General features: G+C 72.0%; 28 protein-coding genes and 1 riboswitch. Of the genes, 14 read left to right on the top strand and 14 right to left on the bottom strand.

What is annotated here, in order from left to right:
* Positions 1–90: 90 nt before the first annotated feature.
* Both ACWEJX_RS32385 and ACWEJX_RS32380 read right to left on the bottom strand, forming a co-directional pair.
* On the bottom strand, positions 91–1482 hold the full coding sequence (locus ACWEJX_RS32385; protein ID WP_451610983.1) for a cytochrome P450: 1392 nt from the start codon (positions 1480–1482) through the stop codon (positions 91–93).
* 154 nt (positions 1483–1636) lie between these two features.
* Positions 1637–2866, bottom strand: coding sequence for an acyl-CoA dehydrogenase family protein (locus tag ACWEJX_RS32380; RefSeq protein WP_451610982.1), 1230 nt, complete (start codon positions 2864–2866; stop codon positions 1637–1639).
* Between the two features lie 186 nt (positions 2867–3052).
* On the opposite strand from ACWEJX_RS32380, the gene ACWEJX_RS32375 reads away from it, so the two are divergent.
* On the top strand, positions 3053–3703 hold the full coding sequence (locus ACWEJX_RS32375) for a TetR family transcriptional regulator (RefSeq protein ID WP_403789240.1): 651 nt from the start codon (positions 3053–3055) through the stop codon (positions 3701–3703).
* Positions 3704–3795: 92 nt separating this feature from the next.
* On the opposite strand, the gene def is transcribed toward ACWEJX_RS32375, so the two are convergent.
* On the bottom strand, positions 3796–4341 hold the full coding sequence (def, locus tag ACWEJX_RS32370) for a peptide deformylase (protein WP_403789241.1): 546 nt from the start codon (positions 4339–4341) through the stop codon (positions 3796–3798).
* Positions 4342–4455: 114 nt separating this feature from the next.
* Between def and ACWEJX_RS32365 the strand changes: the two genes are divergently transcribed.
* The 5 genes from ACWEJX_RS32365 to ACWEJX_RS32345 all read left to right on the top strand — a co-directional run bounded on the left by ACWEJX_RS32365 (position 4456) and on the right by ACWEJX_RS32345 (position 9106).
* The gene (locus ACWEJX_RS32365; RefSeq protein ID WP_451610981.1) at positions 4456–5703 is read left to right on the top strand and encodes a MurT ligase domain-containing protein; all 1248 of its coding nucleotides are present in this window, start codon (positions 4456–4458) and stop codon (positions 5701–5703) included.
* A 31-nt stretch (positions 5704–5734) separates the two neighbouring features.
* A complete protein-coding gene (locus ACWEJX_RS32360; protein ID WP_451610980.1) occupies positions 5735–6463 on the top strand; it encodes a type 1 glutamine amidotransferase in 729 nt (242 codons plus the stop codon).
* Positions 6464–6674: 211 nt separating this feature from the next.
* Complete coding sequence (locus ACWEJX_RS32355) at positions 6675–7703, top strand: 6-phosphofructokinase (RefSeq protein ID WP_451610979.1); 1029 nt, start codon at positions 6675–6677, stop codon at positions 7701–7703.
* A gap of 115 nt (positions 7704–7818) precedes the next feature.
* Positions 7819–8781 carry a cytochrome c oxidase assembly protein gene (locus ACWEJX_RS32350; protein ID WP_451610978.1) on the top strand — a complete coding sequence of 321 codons (963 nt, stop codon included), beginning with the start codon at positions 7819–7821 and terminating at the stop codon, positions 8779–8781.
* Between the two features lie 112 nt (positions 8782–8893).
* Positions 8894–9106, top strand: coding sequence for a hypothetical protein (locus ACWEJX_RS32345; protein WP_403789411.1), 213 nt, complete (start codon positions 8894–8896; stop codon positions 9104–9106).
* A 22-nt stretch (positions 9107–9128) separates the two neighbouring features.
* On the opposite strand, the gene ACWEJX_RS32340 is transcribed toward ACWEJX_RS32345, so the two are convergent.
* Entirely contained in the window at positions 9129–10139 is a 1011-nt protein-coding gene (locus ACWEJX_RS32340) for a DUF3048 domain-containing protein (protein WP_451610977.1), read from the bottom strand.
* Positions 10140–10230: 91 nt separating this feature from the next.
* On the opposite strand from ACWEJX_RS32340, the gene ACWEJX_RS32335 reads away from it, so the two are divergent.
* Entirely contained in the window at positions 10231–10965 is a 735-nt protein-coding gene (locus ACWEJX_RS32335; protein ID WP_451610976.1) for a lysophospholipid acyltransferase family protein, read from the top strand.
* A gap of 64 nt (positions 10966–11029) precedes the next feature.
* Positions 11030–12067: an NAD-dependent epimerase/dehydratase family protein gene (locus tag ACWEJX_RS32330; RefSeq protein WP_451610975.1), complete on the top strand. Its 1038-nt coding sequence runs from the start codon at positions 11030–11032 to the stop codon at positions 12065–12067.
* Positions 12068–12137: 70 nt separating this feature from the next.
* Here ACWEJX_RS32330 and ACWEJX_RS32325 read toward each other — a convergent pair whose 3' ends face one another.
* From ACWEJX_RS32325 to ACWEJX_RS32290, 8 genes are all read right to left on the bottom strand, one after another.
* On the bottom strand, positions 12138–13661 hold the full coding sequence (locus ACWEJX_RS32325) for an alpha/beta hydrolase (protein WP_451610986.1): 1524 nt from the start codon (positions 13659–13661) through the stop codon (positions 12138–12140).
* A 225-nt stretch (positions 13662–13886) separates the two neighbouring features.
* Positions 13887–14630: an urease accessory protein UreD gene (locus ACWEJX_RS32320; protein ID WP_451610985.1), complete on the bottom strand. Its 744-nt coding sequence runs from the start codon at positions 14628–14630 to the stop codon at positions 13887–13889.
* An 8-nt stretch (positions 14631–14638) separates the two neighbouring features.
* Positions 14639–15316: an urease accessory protein UreG gene (ureG, locus tag ACWEJX_RS32315; RefSeq protein ID WP_451610974.1), complete on the bottom strand. Its 678-nt coding sequence runs from the start codon at positions 15314–15316 to the stop codon at positions 14639–14641.
* A gap of 25 nt (positions 15317–15341) precedes the next feature.
* Positions 15342–16016 carry an urease accessory protein UreF gene (locus ACWEJX_RS32310; RefSeq protein ID WP_451610973.1) on the bottom strand — a complete coding sequence of 225 codons (675 nt, stop codon included), beginning with the start codon at positions 16014–16016 and terminating at the stop codon, positions 15342–15344.
* 17 nt (positions 16017–16033) lie between these two features.
* Complete coding sequence (locus tag ACWEJX_RS32305) at positions 16034–17755, bottom strand: urease subunit alpha (protein ID WP_451610972.1); 1722 nt, start codon at positions 17753–17755, stop codon at positions 16034–16036.
* Entirely contained in the window at positions 17748–18086 is a 339-nt protein-coding gene (locus tag ACWEJX_RS32300) for an urease subunit beta (protein ID WP_403789253.1), read from the bottom strand. Before ACWEJX_RS32300 ends, ACWEJX_RS32305 begins: the two co-directional genes overlap by 8 nt.
* Before the next feature lie 15 nt (positions 18087–18101).
* Positions 18102–18404, bottom strand: a complete 303-nt coding sequence (locus ACWEJX_RS32295; RefSeq protein WP_451610971.1) for an urease subunit gamma — start codon at positions 18402–18404, stop codon at positions 18102–18104.
* Positions 18405–18577: 173 nt separating this feature from the next.
* Complete coding sequence (locus ACWEJX_RS32290) at positions 18578–18862, bottom strand: type II toxin-antitoxin system Phd/YefM family antitoxin (RefSeq protein WP_451610984.1); 285 nt, start codon at positions 18860–18862, stop codon at positions 18578–18580.
* Positions 18863–18949: 87 nt separating this feature from the next.
* Here ACWEJX_RS32290 and ACWEJX_RS32285 point away from each other — a divergent pair, with 87 nt between their 5' ends.
* The 3 genes from ACWEJX_RS32285 (at position 18950) to ACWEJX_RS32275 (ending at position 20881) form a co-directional block, all read left to right on the top strand.
* Positions 18950–19573 carry an ATP-dependent Clp protease proteolytic subunit gene (locus ACWEJX_RS32285; RefSeq protein ID WP_451610970.1) on the top strand — a complete coding sequence of 208 codons (624 nt, stop codon included), beginning with the start codon at positions 18950–18952 and terminating at the stop codon, positions 19571–19573.
* A gap of 7 nt (positions 19574–19580) precedes the next feature.
* A complete protein-coding gene (locus tag ACWEJX_RS32280; RefSeq protein ID WP_403789257.1) occupies positions 19581–19886 on the top strand; it encodes a hypothetical protein in 306 nt (101 codons plus the stop codon).
* A 349-nt stretch (positions 19887–20235) separates the two neighbouring features.
* Positions 20236–20401, top strand: a riboswitch (cyclic di-AMP (ydaO/yuaA leader).
* Between the two features lie 3 nt (positions 20402–20404).
* Complete coding sequence (locus tag ACWEJX_RS32275) at positions 20405–20881, top strand: C40 family peptidase (RefSeq protein ID WP_451610969.1); 477 nt, start codon at positions 20405–20407, stop codon at positions 20879–20881.
* Positions 20882–21020: 139 nt separating this feature from the next.
* Here the strand turns inward: ACWEJX_RS32275 and ACWEJX_RS32270 are convergent, their stop codons facing one another.
* Positions 21021–21470: an ATP-binding protein gene (locus ACWEJX_RS32270; protein ID WP_451610968.1), complete on the bottom strand. Its 450-nt coding sequence runs from the start codon at positions 21468–21470 to the stop codon at positions 21021–21023.
* A 164-nt stretch (positions 21471–21634) separates the two neighbouring features.
* The gene (locus ACWEJX_RS32265) at positions 21635–22840 is read right to left on the bottom strand and encodes an 8-amino-7-oxononanoate synthase (protein ID WP_451610967.1); all 1206 of its coding nucleotides are present in this window, start codon (positions 22838–22840) and stop codon (positions 21635–21637) included.
* A gap of 142 nt (positions 22841–22982) precedes the next feature.
* Here ACWEJX_RS32265 and bioB point away from each other — a divergent pair, with 142 nt between their 5' ends.
* From bioB to bioD, 3 genes are all read left to right on the top strand, one after another.
* Positions 22983–24224, top strand: coding sequence for a biotin synthase BioB (bioB, locus tag ACWEJX_RS32260; RefSeq protein ID WP_451610966.1), 1242 nt, complete (start codon positions 22983–22985; stop codon positions 24222–24224).
* Positions 24217–25497: an adenosylmethionine--8-amino-7-oxononanoate transaminase gene (locus ACWEJX_RS32255; RefSeq protein WP_451610965.1), complete on the top strand. Its 1281-nt coding sequence runs from the start codon at positions 24217–24219 to the stop codon at positions 25495–25497. Before bioB ends, ACWEJX_RS32255 begins: the two co-directional genes overlap by 8 nt.
* Before the next feature lie 94 nt (positions 25498–25591).
* The coding region (gene bioD / locus ACWEJX_RS32250) for an ATP-dependent dethiobiotin synthetase BioD (protein WP_451610964.1) at positions 25592–25867 on the top strand (276 nt) is incomplete at its 3' end.

Below are 25867 nucleotides of genomic sequence, written 5' to 3'. Positions count from 1 at the left end.
GCCGATGCTCCGCATGGACTCCCTCCTCCGCCTTGCGATGCACGGCACCAGACGCCGCTCCCTGATCCGGCCTGATCGACAAGACACCCCCTAGACCTCTTCGGCCTGGGCCGTACGCGGCTTCAGGCGGCAGCGGGTCGGGCCGAGGGCCTGGAGGGTGATCGCGGCGGCCAGCGGGACCTCGGTGTCGATGGCCTCCAGTTCGTAGGACTGGAGGACCATCGCGAGCGCGATCACCGATTCCAGCATCGAGAAGTGCTGGCCGATGCAGGCGCGCGGGCCGCCGCCGAACGGGAACCAGGCGTAGCGGGGCCGGCCGGCCTCGGCCTCCGGGGTGAAGCGGTCGGGGTCGAAGCGCTCCGGGTCGTCCCAGTAGCGGGGGTGCCGGTGGGTCACCCACGGCGCGACGATGACGTCCGCGCCGGCCGGGATGGTGTAGCCGCCGATCTCGGTGGCCTCGACGGCCCGGCGGCCGATTGCCGCGGCGGCCGGGAAGAGACGCATGGCCTCCTTGAGGACCCGGGTGAGGTACGGCAGCCGGTCGAGGTCGGCGGCGCCGGGCGTGCGGCCGGCCAGGACCCGGTCCACCTCCTCGTGGGCGCGCTTCTGCTCCTCGGGGTGCTTGGCGAGCAGGTGCAGCGCGAAGGCGAGCGAGGTGGCGGTGGTCTCGTGCCCGGCGAGCAGGAAGACCAGAACCTGCTCGCGCAGTTCGGTGGCGTCGAAGCCGCTGTCCCCGTCGCTCTCGGCGGCCATGAGCAGGGTCAGCAGGTCCCGTCCCTCGCCGGTCGTGCCGGCCGCGCGCCGCTCGGCGATGATGCGGTCGCAGACGGCGTACAGCTCCTCGTGCACGGCGGCGGCCTTGCGGTTGCCCGGGGTGGGCCACTCGCGCGGGATGTTGCGGGGCGAGTAGCCGCGGCGGGAGACGTAGGTGTTGAGCGCCGGGAAGCAGCGCTCGACGATGTCGACGGCGGCGTCGACGTCGGTGCCGAAGAGGATGCGGGCGACGGCGCGCAGCGCGAGCGTGGTCATCTCGTGCATGACGTCGACGCTGTCCTGGCCGCCGTCCCGCCAGCTGCCGGTGAGCCGGTCGACCTCCTCGGCGACGGCGGCGGCGTAGGTGTCGACGCTGCGGCGGGTGAACAGCGGCTGGACGAGCCGCCGTTGGCGCAGGTAGTCCTCGTCCTGGCTGGTGAGCAGTCCGTTGCCGAAGGAGACCCGGAGCTCCTCGTAGAAGTTGTTCTCCTTGCGGAAGTTGGCGGCCTCGGTGGCCAGCACCTGCTGGGCGCCCTCCGCGGAGAGGACCAGGTGGATGGTGGAGCGCAGTCCGGGCGGTCCGGCGGTGATCCGGACGACGTCCCCGTGCTCGCGGCGGGCCTTGAGGAAGGTGCCGAGAGTGTCGTTCTTGAGGTCGAGCAGGGAGCCGAGCAGCGGAAGTCCCGCGAGTTCGGGAATCTCCTGTGCCTTCTGGCCGGTGGTCGCCATGTGCCGTTCCCACTTGTGAGCTTCGGTGCCGCGGTCGATTCTGCCGCACGAGGTGACTCACGGGTAGCCGTCCCCCGGAGGCCCCGTACGGCCACCGTACGGCCCCCGGGGCCTGGACTCCCCGGGGGCCGTGGTGACATGACGGCCCGTCAGGTCAACGGATCGGCATGCCGGAGAGGGTGCGGGCGATGACCAGGCGCTGGATCTCGCTGGTGCCCTCGAAGATGGTGTAGATGGCGGCGTCGCGGTGCATCCGCTCGACCGGGTACTCGCGGGTGTAGCCGTTGCCGCCGAGGATCTGGATGGCCTGGGCGGTGACCTTCTTGGCGACCTCGCTCGCGTACAGCTTGGACATGGAGCCCTCGGCGGAGGTGAAGGGCTTGCCGGCGGTCGCCATCCAGGAGGCGCGCCAGACGAGGAGGCGGGCCGCGTCGATCTGGGTGCGCATGTCGGCGAGCTGGAAGGCGACGCCCTGGTTGTCGATGATCGGGCGGCCGAACTGCTCGCGGGTCTTCGCGTAGTCGAGGGCGACCTCGTACGCGGCGCGGGCGGTGCCGACGGCCATGGCGCCGACGGCGGGGCGGGACGCCTCGAAGGTGGCCATGGCGGCGTTCTTCACCCGCTCGCCGCCCCCGGCCTTCGCCTTCTCGTGGGCCCGGGCCAGGCGCTCGTCGAGCTTCTCCTTGCCGCCGAGCAGGCAGTGGCCGGGGACGCGGACGTTCTCCAGGACGACCTCGGCGGTGTGCGAGGCGCGGATGCCGTGCTTCTGGAACTTCTGGCCCTGGGAGAGGCCCGGGGTGTTCGGCGGCACGATGAAGGAGGCGTGGCCCTTGGAGCCGAGCTCGGGGTCGACGACGGCGACGACGACGTGGACGTTGGCGATGCCGCCGTTGGTCGCCCAGGTCTTGGTGCCGTTGATCACCCACTCGTCCTTGGCCTCGTCGTAGACGGCGCGGGTGCGCATGGAGGCGACGTCCGAGCCGGCGTCGGGCTCGGAGGAGCAGAAGGCGGCGACCTTGACGTCGTTCGCGTCGCCGTACATCTGCGGCACCCAGGTGCCGATCTGCTCCTCGGTGCCGTTGGCGAGGACGCCGACGGCGGCGAGGCCGGTGCCGACGATCGACAGCGCGATGCCGGCGTCGCCCCAGAACAGCTCCTCCATGGCCATCGGGATGCCGAGGCCGGTCGGGTCGAAGAACTGCTGCGCGTAGAAGTCGAGGGAGTAGATTCCGAGCTTGGCGGCCTCCTGGATGATCGGCCAGGGCGTCTCCTCGCGCTCGTCCCACTCGGCGGCCGCGGGGCGCATCACATCGGCGGCGAAGCCGTGGAGCCAGTCGCGCACCTGCTTCTGGTCGTCGTTGAGTTCGAGCGTGAACTCGGCCATGGTCCCTCCCGGCGGCGTGTTACTTGCGGTAACAGCAGTGTGTTACCGACGGGTAGACCCTGTCAACCAGCAGCGACGCGGTTCCTGCGGGCGGCGGAGCGACGACGATCGGACCGCACCGGGTGCCGCCGGGGTGTTACGTTGCGAACAGCCTCAGGAATTCCGTACGGGCGGGGAGAGACGCTTATGGACACCACACACCGGACCACCACCGACCAGCAGAAGCCGGCCGACCAACGGCGGCGGGAACTGCTGGAGGCGGCGGACCGCGTGGTGCTCCGCGACGGGCCGAAGGCGTCCATGAACGCGATCGCCGCCGAGGCCGGGATCACCAAGCCGATCCTCTACCGCCACTTCGGCGACAAGGGCGGCCTCTACCGGGCCCTCGCCACCCGCCACACCGACGCCCTGCTCTCGGCCCTGCGCGCCGCGCTCGACGCACCCGCCGACCGCCGGCAGCGCGTCGAGTCCACCCTCGACACGTACCTCGCCTCCATCGAGGCCATGCCGCAGGTCTACCGCTTCCTCATGCACCCCGCCGAGGAGTCCCACCAGGCCGAGCAGGGCTTCGACGTCGGCCGCCACTCCGCCCCGCTGCTCCGCCGCATGGGCGAGGAACTCGGCCAGGTCATCGCCGAACGCGTCGACCTCGGCCCCGACAGCGAGGCCCAGGCCCGCATCTGGGGCCACGGCATCGTCGGCATGATGCACGCGGCGGGCGACTGGTGGCTGGGTGAACGCCCGTGTTCGCGGGCGGAGTTGGTACGGAGCCTGGCGGACCTGCTGTGGGGGCGGCTCGCCGCCGCGGGCGACCGAGCGGACGGTCCGGGGTTCTGAACCCGGCCGACCACGACAGGTCGGCCGACCACAACAGGTCGGCCGACCACAGCAGGTCGGGCGACCGCATCACGTCAGCTGGCGGCACCAGGTCAGTAGCCCCTCCCCCACGGCTCCTTCCTGATCGACTTCAGCAGCTTCCGCCTGCTCCAGCCCGTCACGTGGTCCGCGTACACCCCGCCCTCCAGGTGGTCCGTCTCGTGCTGGAGGCAGCGGGCGAAGAAGCCCGTGCCCTCCACGCGGACCGGGGTGCCGTCGAGGCGGACGCCCTCGACGACCGCGCGGTCGAAGCGCGGGGTGGGGGCCTCGAGGCCGGGGAGGGAGAGGCAGCCCTCGGGGCCGCGGATCACGTCGCCGTCGGCCGCGACGAGCCGCGGGTTCACCACATGGCCCAGGTGCCGGACGTCCTCGTCGTCGGGGCAGTCGTACACGAAGACCCGCAACCCGACGCCCACCTGGTTCGCGGCCAGGCCCACGCCGTTCGCCGCGTACATGGTCGCGAACATGTCCTCGACGAGCCGGGCGAGCTCCGGGCCGAAGTCGGTGACGGGCTCGCAGGGCGTGTGCAGCACGGGCTCGTCGAGCAGGGTCATCGCTCGGACGCGGCCGGAACTGCCGGGGATCAACCGGTTTCGCATGTGCGCAAGCGTACGTTCAGGGGGGCTCGGCCCCGCCCGGCGGTGCCGCGGTTCGGGCTCCTGGCCGGATCTCGATAGGCTGAGCCCGGACCGACGCAAGGAGGAACAGGGACGATGTCAGGACACGCCGGTAATCCGGAGCCGCTGTCGGCGCGCTCCAAGCTGGCCGTGACGGCCGGCAAGGCGGCCGCCGCCGTGTCGCGCGCGGCAGGACGCGGCAGCGGATCGGTGATCGGCGGCCGGGTGGCGCTCAAGCTCGACCCCGACCTGCTGGGAGCTCTCGCGCAGCACCTGGACGTCGTGCTCGTGTCGGCGACCAACGGCAAGACCACGACCACCCGGCTGATCGCCGAGGCCCTGCGGGCCAGCGGCCCGGTCGTCTCGAACGCGCTCGGGGCGAACATGCCCGCGGGCATCACCTCCGCCCTGGCGGGCGGCGGCGACGCCAAGTACGGCGTGATCGAGGTCGACGAGAAGTACCTGGCCGGCGTCGCCCGCGACACCACGCCGAAGGCGATCGCGCTGCTCAACCTCTCCCGCGACCAGCTCGACCGCGCCGCCGAGACCCGGATGCTCGCCGAGAAGTGGCGCGAGGGGCTCAACGGCAGCAAGGCCGTGGTCATCGCCAACGCCGACGACCCGCTGATCGTGTGGGCCGCCTCCTCCTCGCCGAACGTGGTGTGGGTGGCCGTCGGCCAGGAGTGGAAGGACGACGCCTGGTCGTGCCCCTCCTGCGGCGGTGTGCTCCAGCGCCCCGGCGACGACTGGTTCTGCGGCGAGTGCGGCTTCCGCCGTCCCGCGCCGAGCTGGGCGCTCAACGGCGACCACGTGCTCGACCCGCACGGCTCGGCCTGGCCGATCCACCTCCAGCTGCCCGGCCGCGCCAACAAGGCCAACGCCGCCACCTCCGCCGCGGTCGCCGCGGTCTTCGGGGTGCCGCCGCAGGTCGCCCTGGAGCGGATGTACCAGGTGCAGGCCGTCGCCGGCCGCTACGACGTGATCAACTTCCAGGGCCGGGACATCCGGCTGCTGCTCGCGAAGAACCCGGCCGGCTGGCTGGAGACGTTCTCGCTGATCGACCAGCCGCCGGCGCCGGTGATCCTCTCCGTCAACGCCCGCGGCGCCGACGGCACCGACACCTCCTGGCTGTGGGACGTGGACTACGGCCGGCTCGCCGGCCACCCGATCATGGTGATCGGCGACCGCAAGCTGGACCTCGCGGTCCGCCTGGAGGTCGCGGGCGTGGACTTCCGCGTGTGCGAGAGCCTCGACGAGGCCGTCACGGTGGCCCCGCCCGGCCAGATCGAGCTGATCGCCAACTACACCGCGTTCCAGGACGTCCGCCGCCGCGTCGGCAACTGACCCGACACGACCCCGCAGAAGGACTTGCAGCATGACTGACAGCAGCCTGCGTCTGGTCTGGGTCTACCCGGACCTGCTCAGCACCTACGGCGACCAGGGCAACGTCCTCGTCGTCGAGCGCCGCGCCCGGCAGCGCGGACTCAGCGTCGAGCGCGTCGACGTGCGCAGCGACCAGCCGATCCCGACCTCCGGCGACATCTATCTGATCGGCGGCGGCGAGGACCGGCCGCAGCGGCTGGCGGCCGAGCGGCTGCGCCGTGACGGCGGCCTCAACCGGGCCGCCGCCAACGGCGCGATCATCTTCTCGGTGTGCGCCGGCTACCAGATCCTCGGCCACGAGTTCATCAACGACCTCGGCGAGCGCGAGCCCGGCCTCGGCCTGCTCGACGTGACGACGGTCCGTGGCGAGGGCGCGCGCTGCGTCGGCGACGTGCTCGCCGACATCGACCCGCACCTGGGCCTCCCCCAGCTCACCGGGTTCGAGAACCACCAGGGCGTCACCCACCTGGGGCCGACCGCACGCCCGTTCGCCCGGACCGTGTTCGGCAACGGCAACGGCACCGGCGACGGCACCGAGGGCGCGTACAACGACACCGTCTTCGGCACGTACATGCACGGCCCGGTCATGGCGCGCAACCCGCAGATCGCGGACCTGCTCCTGAAGCTGGCGCTCGACGTGAACGCGCTGCCGCCGACGGACGACCGCTGGTACGAGGCGCTGCGCGCCGAGCGCATCGCGGCGGCGGCACAGCCCTCCTGACGGGTCGTCGGACGCGGCACCGGGCGGACTTTTCAGACCGTTTCGGACTGCACGTCTGAGCGCGTATACGCACATTGGATTCGTAAGTAAATACGGTGTCCAATCTGCGGACATCCGGTTCGGCCCCGCCACTTTCCACCGATAGGGTGGCGGGGATCCAGCCGGACGACGTGGTCCGGGAGTCGGCCCACGTTGCAAAGGTTTTTGGGCTATGCGCATAGGTGTGCTCACCTCCGGCGGAGACTGCCCCGGTCTGAACGCCGTCATCCGGTCCGTCGTGCACCGCGCCGTCGTCGACCACGGTGATGAGGTCATCGGCTTCCACGACGGCTGGAAGGGCCTGCTGGAGTGCGACTACCGCAAGCTGGACCTGGAGGCCGTGAACGGCATCCTGGCCCGCGGCGGCACCATCCTCGGCTCCTCCCGCGTCCAGCCGGCCCATCTCGTCGACGGCGTCGAGCGGGCCAGGGGCCATGTGGCCGACCTCGGCCTCGACGCGATCATCCCGATCGGCGGCGAGGGCACCCTGAAGGCGGCGAACCTGCTCTCCGAGGCGGGGCTGCCGATCGTCGGCGTCCCCAAGACCATCGACAACGACATCGCGTCGACCGACGTGACCTTCGGCTTCGACACGGCCGTCACCGTGGCCACCGAGGCCCTGGACCGGCTGAAGACCACCGCCGAGTCCCACCAGCGCGTGCTGATCGTCGAGGTCATGGGCCGGCACACCGGCTGGATCGCGCTCCACTCCGGCATGGCGGCCGGCGCCCACGCCATCGTCGTCCCCGAGCGGCCCTTCGACATCGACGAGCTGACCGCCCGGGTCGGCGCCCGCTTCGAGGACGGCAAGCGCTTCGCGATCGTCGTGGTCGCCGAGGGCGCGAAGCCGCGCGAGGGCGGTTCGATGGAGTTCCACACGGCCGGCACCGACATCTACGGCCACGAGCGCTTCACCGGTGTGGCCAACCAGCTCTCGGTCGAGCTGGAGCGGCGCCTCGGCAAGGAGGCCCGCCCGGTGATCCTCGGCCACGTGCAGCGCGGCGGCACCCCGACCGCGTACGACCGCGTCCTCGCCACCCGCTTCGGCTGGCACGCGGTGGAGGCGGCGCACCGCGGCGAGTTCGGCATGCTGACGGCGCTGCGCGGCACGGAGATCGAGCTGGTGCCGCTGGCCAAGGCCGTGGAGACGCTGAAGACGGTCCCGGTGGACCGCTACGCCGAGGCCGAGTGCGTCCTGTGACCCACTCCCCCGCGCACTCCCCCGTATGACACCCGCCCCCGGTCGTGATCGCGACCGGGGGCGGTTCTAGTCTGGTGCGGACAACAAGCGCGAATCGGGCTCCAGGAGTAGACAAATGGATCACAGCGGGCACGGCGGACACGGCATGACCATGGATCTGCCGCCGTTCACGCTGGGGCGGGCCCTGGAGTTCTCCCCCGACCTGTTCTTCCTCGTCGGCTGTGTCGCCGGTCTCGCGCTGTACGGCTGGGGCGTGGCGCGGCTGCGCAGGCGCGGCGACGCGTGGCCGCCGAGCCGGACGGTCTTCTTCGCGGTCGGCGTGCTGACCATCGCGTTCGTCATGTGCACCAAGCTCAACGACTACGGCATGGTCATGTTCAGCGTGCACATGGTGCAGCACATGGTGATCTCCATGCTGTCGCCGATCCTGCTGCTGCTCGGCGCGCCGGTGACTCTGGCGCTGCGGGCGCTGCCGGTGGCGGGCCGGGGCTCGACCGGTCCGCGCGAGCTGCTCCTGAAGCTGCTGCACAGCCGCTACATGCGGATCATCACGCATCCGGCGTTCACGATCCCGATGTTCATCGCGAGCCTGTACGCCCTGTACTTCTCGCCGCTGTTCGACTTCCTGATGCAGTCCAAGGCGGGCCACATCGGCATGATGGTCCACTTCCTGATGGTGGGCCTGGTCTTCTTCTGGCCGATCATGGGCGTGGACCCGGGCCCGCACCGGCCGGGTTATGTGATGCGGATGCTGGAGCTGTTCGCGGGCATGCCGTTCCACGCCTTCTTCGGCATCGCGCTGATGATGGCGACGACGCCGATGGTCAAGGCGTACGAGAACCCGCCGGCCTCGCTCGGCATCGACGCGCTGACCGACCAGAACGCGGCGGGCGGCATCGCCTGGGCGTTCAGCGAGATCCCGTCCGTGCTCGTGCTGATCGCGCTGGTCTACCAGTGGTACCACTCCGAGCAGCGGCAGGCGGTCCGCAAGGACCGGGCCGCGGACCGGAACGGCGACAAGGAGCTGGAGGCGTACAACGCGTACCTGGCCTCGCTCCAGACGCGCGGCGGGCAGTAGCCGGTCCGACCGGCGATGTCCGGCCATGGGGGCGCACGCCGGAGCGTCCCAGGGCTGGCGCGCGCCCCCTCCGCAGGGTCACGATGGCCTGGTGCAGGAGGGCGGTGCGACGATGTCCGGTCCTACGAAGACGATGGGCGCGATCACTTTCGGTGCCCTGATCGTGATCACCACGTACACGGTGGCGCTCGGCAGCAGCGGCTGGCTGTGGTTCGGCTGGGTGCTGCTCGGCGTGATCACCATCGGCATGGCGGCGGCGGACAGCGGCGAGACGCACGTCCGGCCACCCCGGCACGGCCGCCCGAAGCCCAAGCCCCAGCCGTAGGGCCGCCCCCATTGGGACCCGCTCACGCCTTGGTGAAGAGCACCCACACCTGACCGGGCGCGAAGGTCAGCCGCGCGCCCGACGGGGTGGTGAAGACCGTGCCGGCGTCGGCGGTCGGGCGGCTCCAGCGGGCCTCGTACACCCGGCCGTCACGCAGCACCTGCGCGGTGCCCTTGCCGACGGTCACGGTGTACGGCGAGACGGCGCCCAGGAAGTCGTGGAAGCGCGAGGACCGCACGGTCACGTGCTGCACCACGACCGTGGCCGGCTTGAGCGGCCCGTCGGAGCGCCCGTCCATGGCCACGTGCCAGGCGTGTTCGGCGGGCGCCCAGGTGAAGGTGTAGCGGGCGGCGGGGAAGCGCACGGTGCGGCTGTTGACCGGGGTGCCGCCGCCCGTGGCCGGGCCGAAGCGGAATCCGATGTCCTTGGCCTTGCTCGCGTCCGGTGCGGTGGCGAGCGCGCGGGCGGGCCGCAGATAGAGGTTGTGCGGGGCGCTGCGGGCGGGGTCGCGCAGGAAGGCGCCGGGGTGGTTGCCCTCGCTGACCAGGTGGAGCGGGGCGGCGCGCAGCAGCGGGGTGAGCTTGGACTGGGCACCGGAGTAGGCGAGGACCGGGGTGCCGTACTGGCGCAGCAGGGCGAGGTCGGACTCGCGGGCGCTGCGGACCGGGCCGACGCGGGCGGGTGGGTGCGAGGAGTAGACGGCCATGAGCCTGGTCTGGCCGGACTCGACCTGCTCGACGTAGACGAGGTCGGCGGCGTCGAGTCCGGTGTGCGGGCGGGCCGGCGGCACGTTGTCGATCTTGACGGCGAGCACCCGGCCCGGCTTGGCGGGCAGTCCGGTGAGCGGGGAGAGCCCGCTGGGGACCGGCGTGGCGGGTTTCGAGGTGGCGGGCACGGGCGTGGGCGTCGGGTGCGGCTTCGGCTCCGACGGGCCCGAGCCGGAGCAGCCGTACAGACCGGCGGCCGTCACGGCGCACAGTAGGGCGACGGTGGCGGCTGCGCCGGGACGCCTGTGCCCGCGCGCGCCTGTCATCGGTCCGGCTTCCTCCTCACCAGTGGACCACGCCGACGGCCTTCGTTACAAAGACGGGGAAGGAGGGCAAAGGCAGGGAAGGGGGTTGCCGGTGTTCTACTACGTGTTGAAGTACGCCGTGCTCGGTCCGCTGCTCAGGCTGCTGTTCCGGCCGCGGGTGGAGGGTCTGGAGCATGTCCCGGAGGAGGGCGCGGCGATCGTCGCGGGCAATCATCTGTCCTTCTCCGACCACTTCCTGATGCCGGTGATGCTGAGCCGGCGCATCACCTTCCTGGCCAAGCAGGAGTACTTCACGGGCCCGGGCCTCAAGGGCAGGCTGACCGCCGCCTTCTTCCGCAGCGTGGGCCAGATCCCGGTGGACCGCTCGGGCAAGGAGGCGGGGCAGGCAGCGATCCGCGAGGGGCTCGGGGTGCTCGCGAAGGGCGAGCTGCTCGGCATCTATCCGGAGGGGACGCGCTCGCACGACGGGCGGCTCTACAAGGGCAAGGTCGGGGTCGCGGTGATGGCGCTGAAGGCCGGGGTCAAGGTGGTGCCGTGCGCGATGGTCGGGACCTTCGAGATCCAGCCGCCGGGCCGGATGCTGCCGCGCATCCGGCGGGTCACCATCCGCTTCGGTGAGCCGCTGGACTTCTCGCGGTACGCGGGGATGGCGGGCGAGAAGGCGGCGGTGCGGGCCGTCACCGACGAGATCATGTACCGGATCATGGAGCTGTCCGGGCAGGAGTACGTGGACGAGTACGCGGCCACGGTGAAGGCGGCCGGGTCTCCCTCGCCGGCGCCCTCCCCCTCCCCCGCGCCGGAGAAGTTCCCGGAGTCGGAACGCTGAGGGCGAATCCGCGCACGGCGAACGCTCCTGGGCCGCCCCGCCCCGGGCCCGTAGCGTCCCTGCCATGACCAAGGGCAACGCATTCGTGCTGGGAGCGACGGGGCAGATCGGACGGGCGGCCGTGCGGGCGCTCGTCGCGGACGGTTGGGAGGTGACCGCCGCCTCGCGTGGCGGAGGGCGGGACGAGCGGTGGCCGGCGGAGGTCCGGTCGGTGGCGGTGGACCGCGACGAGGACGGGGCGCTGGCCCGGGCGCTCGGCGCGGGCACGGACGTCCTGGTGGACGTGGTGGCGTACGACGCGGGGCACGGGCGCCAGTTGGCGGGGCTCGCGGACCGGATCGGCTCGGCGGTGGTGATCTCCAGCGGGGCGGTCTACGAGGACGACAAGGGCCGCAGCTTCGACACGCAGGACGAGCCGGACGGCTTCCCCCTCTACCCGCTGCCGATCCCGGAGTCGCAGCCGACGGTCGCTCCGGGCGACAGCACGTACGGCACCCGCAAGGTGGCCCTGGAGCGGGAGCTGCTCGCGCTCGGGGAGCGGCTGCCGACGACGCTGCTGCGCGCGGGCGCGGTGCACGGCCCGTACTGCCGCGGTCCGCGCGAGCTGTGGTTCGTGAAGCGGGCGCTGGACGGGCGGCCGGTGCGGGTGCTCGCGTACGGCGGCTCCTCGCGGTTCCACCCGGTGCACGTGGACAACCTCGGTGAGCTGGTCCGGCTCGCGGCGGCGCGGCCCGGCAGCCGGGTGCTCAACGGCGGTGACCCGGAGGTGCCGACGGTGGCGGAGATCGGCGCGGCGATCGACGCCGTGCTCGGCGTGGAGAGCGAGACGGTGCTCGTCGACGGGCCGCCGCCGGTGGGCGAGGTCGGGCAGACGCCGTGGGGCGTGGACCGGCCGGTCGTCTTCGACATGGGCGCGGCCGAGCGGGAGTTGGGGTACCGGCCGGTGGTGAGTTACGTCGACTCGCTGCCGGGGACGGTGGAGTGGCTGTCCGGGCAGCTGGCGGGCCGGAGCTGGCTGGAGGCCTTCCCGAACCTGGCCAAGTATCAGTCGGACTGGTTCGACTACGCGGCGGAGGACGCCTGGCTGGCCTCGCGCGGGTGACCGAAAGGGGCGGCCGCCGTTCGGCGACCGCCCCTTCCTGTTCTTCAGGTGTTACGGGGTGATGCGGGTGTTACGGGGCGGGCGTGGCGTGCGGCTCGCACGTCACGTCCTCGCTGTCCACCTTGCCGGTGAGCAGGTACGTCTCGACCTTCGGGTTGATGCAGGGGTTCACCAGGCCGGTGACACCGTGCGAACCCGCGTTCTTCTCGGTGATGAGACGCGAGCCCTTGAAGCGCTTGTGCAGCTCGACCGCACCGGCGTACGGCGTGGCCGCGTCACGCTCGGACTGGACGATGAGCACCGGCGGCAGGCCCTTGCCGGTCTTGACCTGGGTCGGCTTCTGCTGCGGCGCGGACCAGGTGGCGCACGGCAGGTTCATCCACGCGTTCGACCAGGTCATGAACGGGTACTGCTCGTTGAGCCGGGTGTTGTCCCGGTTCCACTTGTTCCAGTTGGTCGGCCACGCGGCGTCGGCGCACTCGACGGCGGTGTAGACGGCGTTGCCGTTCTCCGACGCGATGTTGCCGGCGGTGTCCGTGAGGTCGGCCGCGGCCCCGTCGATGAGCGGCTGCGGGTCACCCGCGACGTACGCGCTCCAGGCCTGCGCCACCGGGACCCACGAGGAGTCGTAGTACGGGGCGCTCTGGAAGAAGCCGATGAGCTCGTTCGGGCCGACCTTGCCGCCGAGGGGGCTCTTCTTGGCAGCGGCGCGCAGGGTCACCCACTGCTGCTGCACCTCCTCGTAGGTCTTGCCGAGGTGGAACTTGTCGTCGTGCTGGGCGACCCAGGTCATCCAGTCCTTCAGACGACCCTCGAAGGCGATGTCCTGCTCCAGGTTGGCCTGGTACCAGATGTTGCTCTTCGCCGGGTTGACCACGCTGTCGACGATCATGCGACGCACGTGGTTCGGGTACAGCGTGCCGTAGACGGCGCCGAGGTAGGTGCCGTACGAGACGCCGATGAAGTTGAGCTTCTTCTGGCCGAGCGCGGCCCGGATGACGTCGAGGTCACGGGCGGTGTTGCGCGTCGTCATGTAGGGCAGCATGTCGCCGCTCTTCTCGGCGCAGCCCTTGGCGTAGTCGGCCGCCAGCTTGCGCTGGACGAGCTTGTCCGCCTCGCTGTCCGGGACCGGGTCGAGCTTCGGGCCCTTGACGAACTCGGTCGGGTCGACGCAGGAGATGGGCGCCGAGTGGCCGACGCCGCGCGGGTCGAAGCCCACGAAGTCGTACGCCTTGGCGGTGTTCACCCAGAGCGGGTTCTTGGTCGTGACCCGCTTCGGGAAGCGCAGGCCGGAGCCGCCGGGGCCGCCCGGGTTGTAGAGCAGCGCGCCCTGGTACTCACCGGCGGTGCCGGTGGCCTTGGCGCGGTCGACGGCAAGCTTGATCTTCTTGCCGTGCGGCTTGGCGTAGTCGACCGGAACGGTGACCCAGCCGCACTGGATGGGCTGGGCGAAGCCCCAGTCGGCAGGACAGTCCTGCCAGTCGATGCCGGCCTTGGCGGCTTCGGCGGCGGCGATGGTCGCGCCGCGCGCCTCGTCGTCACGGTCGTGGCCGGTGACGGCACCGGCCGTCGGTGCCGCGAGCGCGGTCGCCATGAGCGTGCCCGCTATCAGAGTGCCGGCAGAGCCGAGCACTGCTGCTTTTCTCAAGTGGTCCCTCCCCCTCGAAAGGCGCCGCCCCCGTGGCAGCGCCGTGGTGGGCTGTCCGGGGGATCCTTTCGTCAATGGGGCCTCGGGTAAAAGAGCGAACACCTGTTTCTTTGCCGAACCAATAACCGGTGACGGGTGTACCGCTGAGCGGTGAACGATTCGACCCCCCGCTCAAAGCGGTGCGAGGACGGCCAAAGCCTCATCAAGGACCCGGCGCAGGGCGAGGGCGTCGGGGGCGACGGCGGTGACGAGTGCGGCGGGGCCGGCGAGCGGGGCGAGGACGGCGTGCTCGCCGAGCAGTCCGGTTTCAGCCGGTTTGTCGGCGAACGCGGGGTCGACGACGAGGAGTTGACCGGTCGCGCGGTGCCCGGCGAGGACCGCGGGGCCGTCCCAGCCGGCCGGCGCGCCGGGGCCGTGAGCGAGCTCCTGGTCGAAGAGGGGCCGTCCGGCATGGCGCACGGTCAGCCTGCTGACGAGGGTGCCGGGCTGCTCGGCGTGCCGGCCGAGGACCTGTTCTTCTCGAAGGACGAGACGGGCGCCGGCGGCCAGCTCGACCCTGGTGCGCATCCGCAGCACCGATCCGGCGGCGGAGACCAGTTGCTCGGGCAGCCAGCGCAGTTCGGCGTCCGCGCCGACGGTGAGTGCGATGTCGTACGAGGCGGGCGCGCCGCCCCGGCCGGGCAGCGCGACGGTCGCGGCGGCCGAGTCGACGAGGAGTCGCGCCCCGCCGCGTACCTCCGTCTCCAGGCGGAGCCGGTCGCCGCCGAGCGGGGCGCTCATCGCGCCGACCACGGTGACCCGGGTGTACGGGCCCGGGGCGCGGGTGCGGCGCAGCGCGAGCGGGCCGTCGCTCTCCAGGACGGGCAGGGAGCCGTCCGCGTCGGCGACGATTCGAGCGGTCGCGGCGAGGCTCATCCGGTCGGTCATGCGGTCCACGCGGCGAGCTGCTCCCGGACCCAGGCGGCGACGGGGGCGACGCCCTCCTCGGAGCGGAGCGAGGTGAAGGCGACGGGCAGCTCGCCGCGCTGCTCCTTCGCGTCACGGGCCATCCGGTCCAGGTCGGAGCCGACGTACGGCGCGAGATCGGTCTTGTTGACGACGAGCAGGTCGGCGGTGGTGACACCGGGGCCGCCCTTGCGCGGGATGTCGTCGCCGCCGGCGACGTCGATGACGAAGATCTGGGCGTCGACGAGGCCCTTGGAGAAGGTGGCGGTGAGGTTGTCGCCGCCGGACTCGACGAGGACGAGGTCGAGCGGGCCGACCGACTCCTCCAGGTCCTCGACCGCTTCGAGGTTGGCGGAGATGTCGTCGCGGATCGCGGTGTGCGGGCAGGCGCCGGTCTCGACGGCGGCGATCCGCTCGGGCGGCAGCACGGCCTCGCGGCGCAGGAACTCGGCGTCCTCGCGGGTGTAGATGTCGTTGGTGACGACGGCGAGGGAGAGGGTGTCGCGCAGGGCGCGGCAGAGCGCGGCGACGGTGGCGGTCTTGCCGGAGCCGACGGGCCCGCCGAGGCCGATGCGCAGCGCGCGGCGGCTGCCGTCGGGCCGGTGGGCGTCGGCGGAGACGGCGGAGCCGTGGTCGTGGGAGTGGTCGAGGTGCATGGGGGGCTCCTAGCGGACGTGGGTGTCAGGAGGCGAAGAGGCGGACGGGCCAGGCCGCGTGCTGTTCGGCGGTGAGGTCGAGCAGCGGGGCCGAGGCGGCGGGCAGCGCGTCGAGACCCTCGCGGAGGGCGAGTTCGGCTGCCTCGACGGCGCGGGCGGCCACCTGGTCCATCTCGGGGGCGAGCCGGGCGAGGACGGCGGTGGCCTGGAACGGGTCGAGGCCGAGCAGCCGTACGACGGCGGTCGCGGGGCCACTGACCGTCTCGTACGCGACGCAGTGGGCGGCGTCCTCGGGCCCGAGCCCGGCGGCCCGCGCGGCGGTGCCGAGCACGACGGGCTGGTGGGCACCGCGCGGGAACGCGGCGGCGAGCCGGTCGAGTTCGGGGCCCGGCCAGGCGGCGCGGGCCGCCCGCATCATCTGTCTGCCGAGCCGACGGGCGGCGGCGCGCAGCGCGGGCGAGGGGGTGCGGGCGTCGGCGGCCTCGTCGAGTGCGTACGGGTCGGCGCCGAGGGCCGCGGCGGCGGCGAGAGCGGCCGAGGTGAGGCCGGTGGTGTGCAGCCGGCCGCGGCAGAAGGCTGCAAGGCCGGCGGCGTCGGTGAGCCGGCCCGCCTTGACGGCGGCCTCGGCGCCGCCGGAGTGGGCGTGCCCGCCGGCGGGGAACCGCCCGTCGGCGAGCACGAGGAGTGCGGAACGTGACATGACTGCGGCGCTCTGACTCAGAAGAGGAAGTAGCGCTGGGTCATGGGCAGTTCGGCGGCGGGAGCGGGTTCGACCGGTTCGCCGTCGATGGTCACCGAGAAGGTGTCGGCGTCGACCTCGACCCGGGGCAGGGCGTCGTTCTCGCGCATGTCGGCCTTGGTGACCCGCCGGGTGGAGCCGATGGCGGTGAACTCCTTGTGCAGACCGAGCTTCTGCGGCAGGTCGTCCTCGAGCGCCGCCGCGGCGACGAAGTTGACGGAGCCGGCCGCGGCGGCCCGCCCGAGCGCGCCGAACATCGGGCGCGGCAGCACGGGCTGCGGCGTCGGGATGGACGCGTTGGCGTCGCCCATCTGCGCGTACGCGATCTGGCCGCCCTTGATGACCATCAGCGGCTTGACGCCGAAGAAGGCGGGCTCCCAGAGCACCAGGTCGGCGAGCTTGCCGGGTTCGACGGAGCCGATGAGGTGGCCCATGCCCTGGGCGACGGCCGGGTTGATCGTGTACTTGGCGACATAGCGCCGGGCCCGGTGGTTGTCGGCGGCGCCGTCGCCGGGCAGCGCGCCGCGCCGCTTCTTCATCACGTGGGCGGTCTGCCAGGTCCGCATGATCACCTCGCCGATGCGGCCCATGGCCTGGGAGTCGGAGGAGATGATCGAGATGGCGCCGAGGTCGTGCAGGATGTCCTCGGCGGCGATCGTCGAGGGGCGGATGCGGGACTCGGCGAAGGCGAGGTCCTCGGGCACGGCCGGGTTGAGGTGGTGGCAGACCATCAGCATGTTGAGGTGTTCCTCGATGGTGTTGACGGTGTGCGGCCGGGTGGGGTTGGTCGAGCTGGGCAGCACGTGCGGCTCGGAGACGACGGTGATGATGTCGGGCGCGTGCCCGCCGCCGGCGCCCTCGGTGTGGTACGCGTGGATGGTGCGGCCGGCGATGGCGGCGAGGGTGTCGCCGACGAAGCCCGCCTCGTTCAGGGTGTCGGTGTGGATGGCGAGTTGGGCGCCGGTCTCCTCGCAGACGCCGAGACAGGCGTCGATGACGGCCGGGGTGGCGCCCCAGTCCTCGTGGATCTTGAATCCGAGGGCGCCGCCGCGCAGTTGGGAGTGCATGGCCTCCCGGGACATCGTGTTGCCCTTGCCGAGCAGCCCGATGTTGACCGGGAAGGTGTCCAGGGCCTCGAACATCCGGGCCATGTGCCAGGGGCCGGGCGTGATGGTGGTGGCCTTGGTGCCCTCGGCGGGGCCGGTGCCGCCGCCGACGAGGGTGGTGACGCCGGTCGCGAGGGCCTGCTCGACGACGGTCGGCGAGATGAAGTGGACGTGGGTGTCGACGGCGCCGGCGGTGACGATCCGGCCGTTGCCGACGATGACCTCGGTCTCCGGGCCGATGACCAGGTCGGGGTGGACCCCGTCCATGGTGTCGGGGTTGCCGGCCTTGCCGAGCGCGGTGATGCGGCCGTCGCGGATGCCGATGTCGGCCTTGACGATGCCCCAGTGGTCGATGACCACGACGCCGGTGATCACGGTGTCGGGGGCGCCCTCGGCGCGGGTGGTGCGGGCCTGGCCCATGGACTCGCGGATGACCTTGCCGCCGCCGAAGACGGCTTCCTCGCCGGCCCGGCCGGGGCCGCCGGAGCGGTCCTCCTCGATCTCGACGAGCAGGTCGGTGTCGGCGAGCCGGATGCGGTCGCCGGTGGTGGGGCCGAACAGGTCGGCGTAGACGGCGCGGTGCAGCTCAGGCACGTTCGCCTCCCTTGGTCTCGGCGTTGTCGAGGGCTCCGGCGGTCTCGCCGCGCAGTCCGGGCACGATCCGGCGGCCGGCGATCGGCACCAGCTCGACCTCGACGGGGATGCCGGGCTCGAAGCGGACGGCGGTGCCGGCGGCGATGTTCAGGCGCAGACCGCGCGCGGCGGCGCGGTCGAAGTCGAGACCGGGGTTGGCCTCGGCGAAGTGGTAGTGGGAACCGACCTGGACGGGCCGGTCGGCGGCGTTCAGGACGGTGAGGCGGGTGACGGGGCGGCCCTCGTTCAGGGGCACGGGCCCGTCCGCGTACAGGATCTCTCCGGGGATCATCGGTCGCACCCGCCCTCAGACGATCGGGTCGTGGACGGTGACGAGCTTGGTGCCGTCCGGGAAGGTGGCCTCGACCTGGACGTCGTGGATCATCTCGGGGATGCCGTCCATGACCTCGTCGCGGCTGAGCACCTTGCGCCCGGTGGCCATCAGCTCGGAGACGGTCCGGCCGTCCCGGGCGCCTTCGAGCACATGGACGGTGATGAGGGCGACGGCCTCGGGGTGGTTGAGCTTCACTCCGCGCGCCCGGCGCTTCTCGGCCACGTCGGCCGCGACATGGATGAGCAGGCGCTCCTGCTCGTGGGGGCTGAGTTGCACGCTTCCACCTCACTGTCTCCGCCGGGTTGCCCCGGACAGCGACGGACCCTACCGATCTTCAACACACTGTTGAACTGCGGTGATGGGCCGCCCGGTCAGACATTGCACGTTAGGGCGGAAGTTTTTCCGGCTGGTTAACCGGTGCTTTGCGCGTCCATGGGAAACGTCGGTATTCAGCCGTTCGAACGACCGGGCTCCTGATGGTGGGCCGCGATGCCGAACCGGCGTCGTTCGCCCGGAGCGGACGACAGGTTGCCGAGCTCGGCGACCGAGCTGATCACCGGCTCCTCGGCCGGCTGCTCCGCCTCCTCGAGTCGCGCCAGGTCGGCGGCGGAGACGAGGGCGACGAGCGGCTTCCCGTGGCGGGTAACGACCACCCGTTCGCCGCCGTAGACGACGCGGTTGATCAGATCCGCGAGCTCTGCGCGCGCTTGCGTCACCGGAATCTCATAGGCCATGCTCCTCATCTTACGGTCTGTACGTCCTGTACATTTTTTACAGATGGCGGGCCGCGGAAGCGGCCTGCGGCAAGGAGGAGGAGCGCCATGCGACAACTGCTTCCGGAGTTCACCGAGCGCACGGCCTTCGGGACCCGCACCCTCGACCCGTACGCGAAGCTGCTCGAGGAGCGGATCGTCTTCCTGGGCACGCCGGTCGACGAGATCGCGGCGGGCGATGTGATCGCCCAGTTCCTGCACCTCGACTACGCGTCCCCGGACCGGCTGATCAGCCTCTACATCAACTCGCCCGGCGGCTCGATCAGCGCCATGACCTCGATCTACGACACGATCGGCACGGTCTCGTGCGAGGTGGAGACCATCTGCCTCGGCCAGGCCGTCGGGCCGGCCGCGGTGCTGCTCGCGGCGGGTTCGCCGGGGCACCGGCTCGCACTGCCGGGCTCGCGGATCGTCCTTCAGCAGCCCTCGCTCGACGAGCCGTTGCAGGGACAGCCCAGCGATCTGGACGTCCACGCCCGCGACTTGCTCCGGCAGCGGGAGCTGATCTCCGGGATGCTCGCCGAACACACCGGCCAGGAGCGGGGCCGGATCGACGCCGACCTCGACCGGACGACCGTGTTCGACGCTCCGGGCGCCCTCGCGTACGGCCTGGTGGACCACGTCATCCGCAGCCGCCGCGACGGCGGGACCGACGGCGCCGGGCGGGTGTGAGCCGGCCATGGTCCCGGAACTGCCGCCGCTGCCCGCGCTCACCCGCGCCGAGGGCGAGTTCGTCGACGCGTATCTCGAAGTCGTCGATCTGCTCGGCCGGATCAATCCATCCAGGACCTCGCATACCTATGGGGCGCTACGGGCCGCCCAAGCGCTGGTCGGACGGGCGACGGCACTGCGGGAGGCGCTGACGCTCATGCACGCGCGGGGCGAGAGCGAGGTGCACGCGGACACATTGGCCCGCGCGCTGCGGGTGTTGGACGGAGAGCGCCGCGCGGCTCGCGTCACCATGCCCCGGCAACAGGTGAGTTGACAGGAGGGCGTGTCGTGTCGAGGTCCACTCGGGCCAGCGGAACGCCGGAATCGATCCCCCTTTCGGCGTAGTCGACGTATCGACATAGAGCTCAGCTGTGTTGCGCAACAGGTGTACGCATCTGGCGGAATCGGGCCCTTCCACCCCTGGTGGCGGACTCGTCGCGCAAACCTCGGACGATCACCAAACCTGACTGTCCACCCGAATGGATCAGTCGTGAGGAGCCTCACATATCGCTGTTTCCACTCGGATTTCGGCGCGGGCGTGGGTCAAGATCCCTGTCGACGACAAGCCCCCGCCACCCGAGGCGGGGCGGTCCGGGCGGACGCCGAGTCCTGCCGCCGTCCCGGATGTCTGGTCGACAGGAGTGGATCGGCAGGAGTGGAGGACCCGAGCAACACGGGACGTCCGAGCGATCGGAGCCGTCCCTCGGGGTGAAGCCGCAGCCGCGGCCGGGCATCTTCGCCTGCCCGAACCCGACAGGTCATCCTTCACAGGCGGCTGACGAAGGGTTGCGCATGACTGCGCAGATTCATGTCCCGTCCCTGCTGTCCCGGGCCGGAGCCGTCTCGGCTCTCACCCTCGCCGCCGTCGGCGGCACGCTGCTCGCACCAGGAGCGGCGCCGGAGGCCCAGGCCGCGAGCTCGTACGCCAACACGGCACTGAGCGTCGCCGCCTCGAAGAAGGGATCGCCCTACCGGTACGGCGCATCAGGCCCCACCAGGTTCGACTGCTCGGGTCTCACGCTCTACTCGTACAAGAGGGCGGGCAAGACGCTGCCCCGCACCGCGCAGCAGCAGTACAACACCACACGCCACGTCTCGGCGGCGAGCCGCCAGAAGGGGGACCTGGTCTTCTTCCACTCCGGTGGAAGGGTGTACCACGTCGGGATCTACGCGGGTAACAACGCGATCTGGCACTCGCCGAAGACCGGCTCGTGGGTGAAGCTCGACCGGATCTGGACCTCGAAGGTCTACTACGGCCGGGTCCGCTGACCCGTCGCACGGGACCGGTCGGCCAATCGGCCGGTCGTCCGGCCAAGCGGTCGACCCGCCAGGCGGTCGGCCGGTCAGGCGGCCGGCCGGTCAGCTGGTCGTCCGGTCAGCCGGTCGGCCCGCCGAGGCGGCCGTCCGGTCAGCCGGGGACCGCCGCCGGCCAGGGCAGCTCGATCCACACGGTCTTGCCGCCCTCGGCCGTCGGCGTCACCGACAGTCGGCCGCCCGCCTCGGCGGTCAGCGAGCGGATGATCATCATGCCGCGGCCGTTGTCCTGCTGGACGGCCGCCGGCAGGCGCCTCGGCCAGCGGGGATGGCTGTCCGTCACCCCGATGCGCAGCCGCTCGTCCCGCTCCAGACGGACGTCGATCGTGAAGGTGGGCGACTGTCCGAAGGTGTGCTGGACGGCGTTGGTCGCCAGTTCGGAGACGATGAGCCGGACCGCGTCGGCCGTGTCGGCGTTGTCCACGGGGTCTCCGACGTCACCGAGCCCCCAGGAGGCGAGCACCTCGGCGACGTACCTCCGCGCGGCGGGGACCGATGCGGGGTCGCTCGGCAGCGTGACGGTTGCTTCCTGCTGGTCTGCCATGGCGACGCTGTCCCTTTCCCCTCCGGGCCCGGCCCGGGTTGCGCTTCGCGTCAGACTGCCACCGATCGTGCGGCCCTGGGCGGCGATCGACCAAGTTATACGGATATCTGTCGCCCGAAGCGGTGAACCGTGCGACGGGCGACCCGACAGCCGCGGGACATCCCCTATACGCCCCGCGCGCCCGGCGGAGCCGTCCGCACGATCGTGGTCACCGCACGCTCGATCTCGGCGTCGGTGAGGTCCGCGCGGGCGGTCAGCCGGAGCCGGGAGATGCCGTCGGGGACGGACGGCGGGCGGAAGCAGCCGACGGAGAGGCCGAGTTCGCGGCAGGCGGCGGCCCAGCCGAGGGCCTCGTTCGGGCCGGGGGCGCGCACCGAGACCACCGCGGCGTCGGGGTGGGCGGCGGTGAGACCGGCCTCGGTGAGCAGCCGGTGCAGGGTGGTCGCGACCGTACGGGCCCGGGCCGCGAGCCCCGGATCGGTGGCGATCAGCCGCAGCGCGGCCAGCGCGCCGCCCGCCGCGGCCGGAGCGAGGCCGGTGTCGAAGATGAAGGTGCGGGCCGCGTTGACCAGGTGCTCGATCACCCGGGCCGGGCCGAGCACCGCACCGCCCTGGCTGCCCAGCGACTTGGACAGCGTCAGCGTCGCCACCACGTCCGGCGCGCCCGCGAGCCCCGCGGCGTGCAGCGCCCCGCGCCCGCCGTCGCCGAGGACGCCGAAGCCGTGCGCGTCGTCCACGACCAGGCCCGCGCCGTGCTCCCGGCAGGCCGCCGCGAGCTCCGTGAGCGGCGCCCGGTCGCCGTCCACGGAGAAGACGGAGTCGCTGACCGCGAGGGCCCGGCGGCCCAGGTGCGCCGCGAGCGTCTTCGCGACGGCCTCCGGGTCGGCGTGCGGGACCACCGCGGTCTCGGCGCGCGCGAGCCGGCAGCCGTCGACGATGGAGGCGTGGTTGGCCGCGTCGGAGACGATCAGCCCGTCCCGGTCGGACAGCGCGGTGAGCGCGGCCAGGTTGGCGGCGTAGCCGGAGGAGAAGACGAGCGCCGCCTCGAATCCGCAGAAGTCGGCGAGTTCGCGCTCCAGGCGGGCGTGCAGCCGGGTCGAGCCGGTGACGAGCCGGGAGCCGGTGGCGCCCGCGCCCCAGCGGAGCGCCGCCTCGGCCGCCGCCCCGGTGACCTCCGGATGGCGGGTCAGGCCCAGGTAGTCGTTGCTCGCGAGGTCGAGCAGCTCGGACTCGGCGGCCCGGGGCCGCAGCGTCCGTACGAGACCGGCCTCTGCGCGCTGCCGCGCGGCGGCCTCGGTCCAGTCGAAGGCGGCCGGGCGCGGGCCCGGCGCCTCCCCGGAGGACGGCGGGTCCACGACGTACGACGGCATGGCAGATCCTTTTGTAGGCAGCGCACAGACCCTAACCGGCCGCGGCCGAGGTCAGGGTGTGGTCATACACACACCTCAAACGGGGCCGTTTGTTCAGATCCTCCTTGGCCGCGGGGCGTGCCGTAGGCCAGGATCAGCCCTTATGGACCTGCTGAACACCCTGGTGGAGAAGGGGCTGCGGCGCGAGTCGCCGACCCGTGAAGAAGCGCTCGCCGTGCTGGCGACCTCCGACGACGAACTGCTCGATGTGGTGGCCGCGGCCGGCAAGGTGCGCCGCCAGTGGTTCGGGCGCCGGGTGAAGCTCAACTATCTCGTCAACCTGAAGTCCGGGCTCTGCCCCGAGGACTGCTCCTACTGCTCGCAGCGTCTCGGCTCCAAGGCCGAGATCCTCAAGTACACGTGGCTGAAGCCCGAGGAGGCGTCGCAGGCCGCCGCGGCCGGTGTGGCCGGCGGCGCCAAGCGGGTCTGCCTGGTGGCGAGCGGCCGCGGCCCGACGGACCGGGACGTCGACCGGGTCGGCAAGACCATCGAGGCGATCAAGGAGCAGAACGAGGGCGTGGAGGTCTGCGCCTGCCTCGGTCTGCTCTCCGACGGCCAGGCCGAGCGGCTGAAGGCGGCCGGCGCCGACGCGTACAACCACAACCTCAACACGTCCGAGGGGACGTACGGGGACATCACGACCACGCACACCTACGCGGACCGCGTGGACACCGTGACGAAGGCGCACGCCGCCGGTCTGTCCGCCTGCTCCGGTCTGATCGCGGGCATGGGCGAGAGCGACGAGGACCTGGTCGACGTCGTCTTCGCGCTGCGCGAGCTGGACTCCGACTCGGTGCCGGTCAACTTCCTGATCCCGTTCGAGGGCACGCCGCTCGCCAAGGAGTGGAACCTCACCCCGCAGCGCGCGCTGCGGATCCTGGCGATGGTGCGGTTCGTCTGCCCGGACGTCGAGGTCCGGATCGCGGGCGGCCGCGAGGTGCACCTGCGCACGATGCAGCCGCTGGCGCTGCACATCGCCAACTCGATCTTCCTCGGCGACTACCTGACGAGCGAGGGCCAGGCCGGCCAGGCCGACCTGGACATGATCGCCGACGCGGGCTTCGAGGTGGAGGGCGCGGGCACGACGACGCTGCCGGCGCACCGGGCCGATGTCGCGGCGGTCGCGGCGGGCGGCTGCGGTTCGCACGCCGAGGCTTCCGGCGGCTGCGGTTCGCACGCCGGGGACGGCGCGGGCTGCGGCTCGCACGCGGAGGCCGGTGGCGGCTGCGGGCCGTGCGGTGGCGGCGCGGTGACCGAGGCGGCCGCGGCGGCCTCCGAGGCGCGTACGGACCTGGTCGCGGTGCGCCGCCGCGGCGCCGGCACGGACCTCGCCCCGAATGCGTAACGACGAGCTGCTCGCCCTGGACCGGGCACACGTGTGGCATCCGTACGGGCCCATGCCTGGACGTACGGAGCCACTGGTCGTCGAGTCCGCGTCGGGTGTCCGGCTCCGCCTCGCCGAACCGGTGCACGGTCAGGCCGAGTTGATCGACGGCATGTCCTCGTGGTGGTCGGCGCTCCACGGCTACAACCACCCCGTCCTCAACGAGGCGGCACACGGCCAGCTGGACCGGATGAGCCACGTCATGTTCGGCGGGCTCACCCACGAGCCGGCCGTGCGGCTCGCCACGCGCCTGGTCGAGATCACCCCGGAGCCTCTCCAGCACGTCTTCCTCAGCGACTCCGGCTCGGTCTCCGTCGAGGTCGCGGCCAAGATGTGTCTGCAGTACTGGCGCTCGGTGGGCCGGCCCGGCAAGCAGCTCCTGATGACCTGGCGCGGCGGCTACCACGGGGACACCTGGCAGCCGATGTCTCTGTGCGACCCCGAGGGCGGGATGCACGAGCTGTGGTCGGGCGTGCTCCAGCGCCAGGTCTTCGTCGACGCGCCGCCGGTCACGTACGAGGAGTCGTACGCCCGGATGCTGCGGGAGCAGATCGCTCTCCACGCGGACGAGGTCGCCGCGGTCATCGTGGAGCCGGTGGTGCAGAACGCGGGCGGGATGCGGTTCCACCCGCCCGCGTACCTGCGCGTCCTCCGCGAGGCGTGCGACGAGCACGGGGTCCTCCTGATCTTCGACGAGATCGCGACCGGCTTCGGCCGTACGGGCACGCTGTTCGGCGCCGACCAGGCCGGCGTCTCACCCGATGTGATGTGCGTGGGCAAGGCGCTGACGGGCGGTTACCTGTCGATGGCGGCCACGCTCTGCACGACGGAGATCGCGGAGGGCATCTCGCGCGGCGAGGTTCCCGTCCTGGCGCACGGGCCGACCTTCATGGGCAATCCGCTGGCCTCAGCGGTGGCCTGCGCTTCGATCGACCTGCTGATGTCCCAGGACTGGGCCCTGGAGGTCAAGCGCATCGAGACGGGACTCCGCGAGGGGCTCGCCCCCGCCGCGGAACTCCCCGGTGTGCGCGAGGTGCGGGTGCTCGGCGCCATCGGCGTCGTCCAGCTCGACCATGACGTCGACATGGCGGCGGCCACGGAGGCGGCGGTCCGGGCGGGCGTGTGGCTGCGCCCGTTCCGCGACCTGATCTACACGATGCCGCCGTACGTGACGGGCGACGAGGACCTGGCCCGCATCTGCGCGGCGGTGCGCGAGGCGGCGCGGGCGGGCTGAGAGGCCGCAAGGCGCCGGGCCGTGCGGGGCTCTCGTCCCGCACGGCCCGGCCCGTCCACGCCCCCCCCTTCCCCCTTACGTACGAAGGACATCCATGAGCATCATCGTCATCACGGGCACCAACACCGAGGTCGGCAAGACCGTCCTCACCGCCGCCCTCGCGGCGACCGCCACCGCCGCCGGGCGTTCCGTCGCCGTCCTCAAGCCCGCCCAGACCGGTGTCGGTCCGGGCGAGCCGGGTGACGCCGACGACGTCGCACGCCTCTCCGGCGCGGCGACCACCGCCGAACTGGCCCGCTTCCCCGAGCCGTTGGCGCCGGGCACGGCCGCCCGCCGGGCCGGCATGACGCCGGTCCGGCCGGCCGAGGTG

Source organism: Streptomyces sp. NPDC004788 (assembly GCF_053601115.1).
The sequence above is the reverse complement of the archived record's forward strand: the minus strand, read 5'-3'. Positions and strand labels throughout refer to the sequence as shown.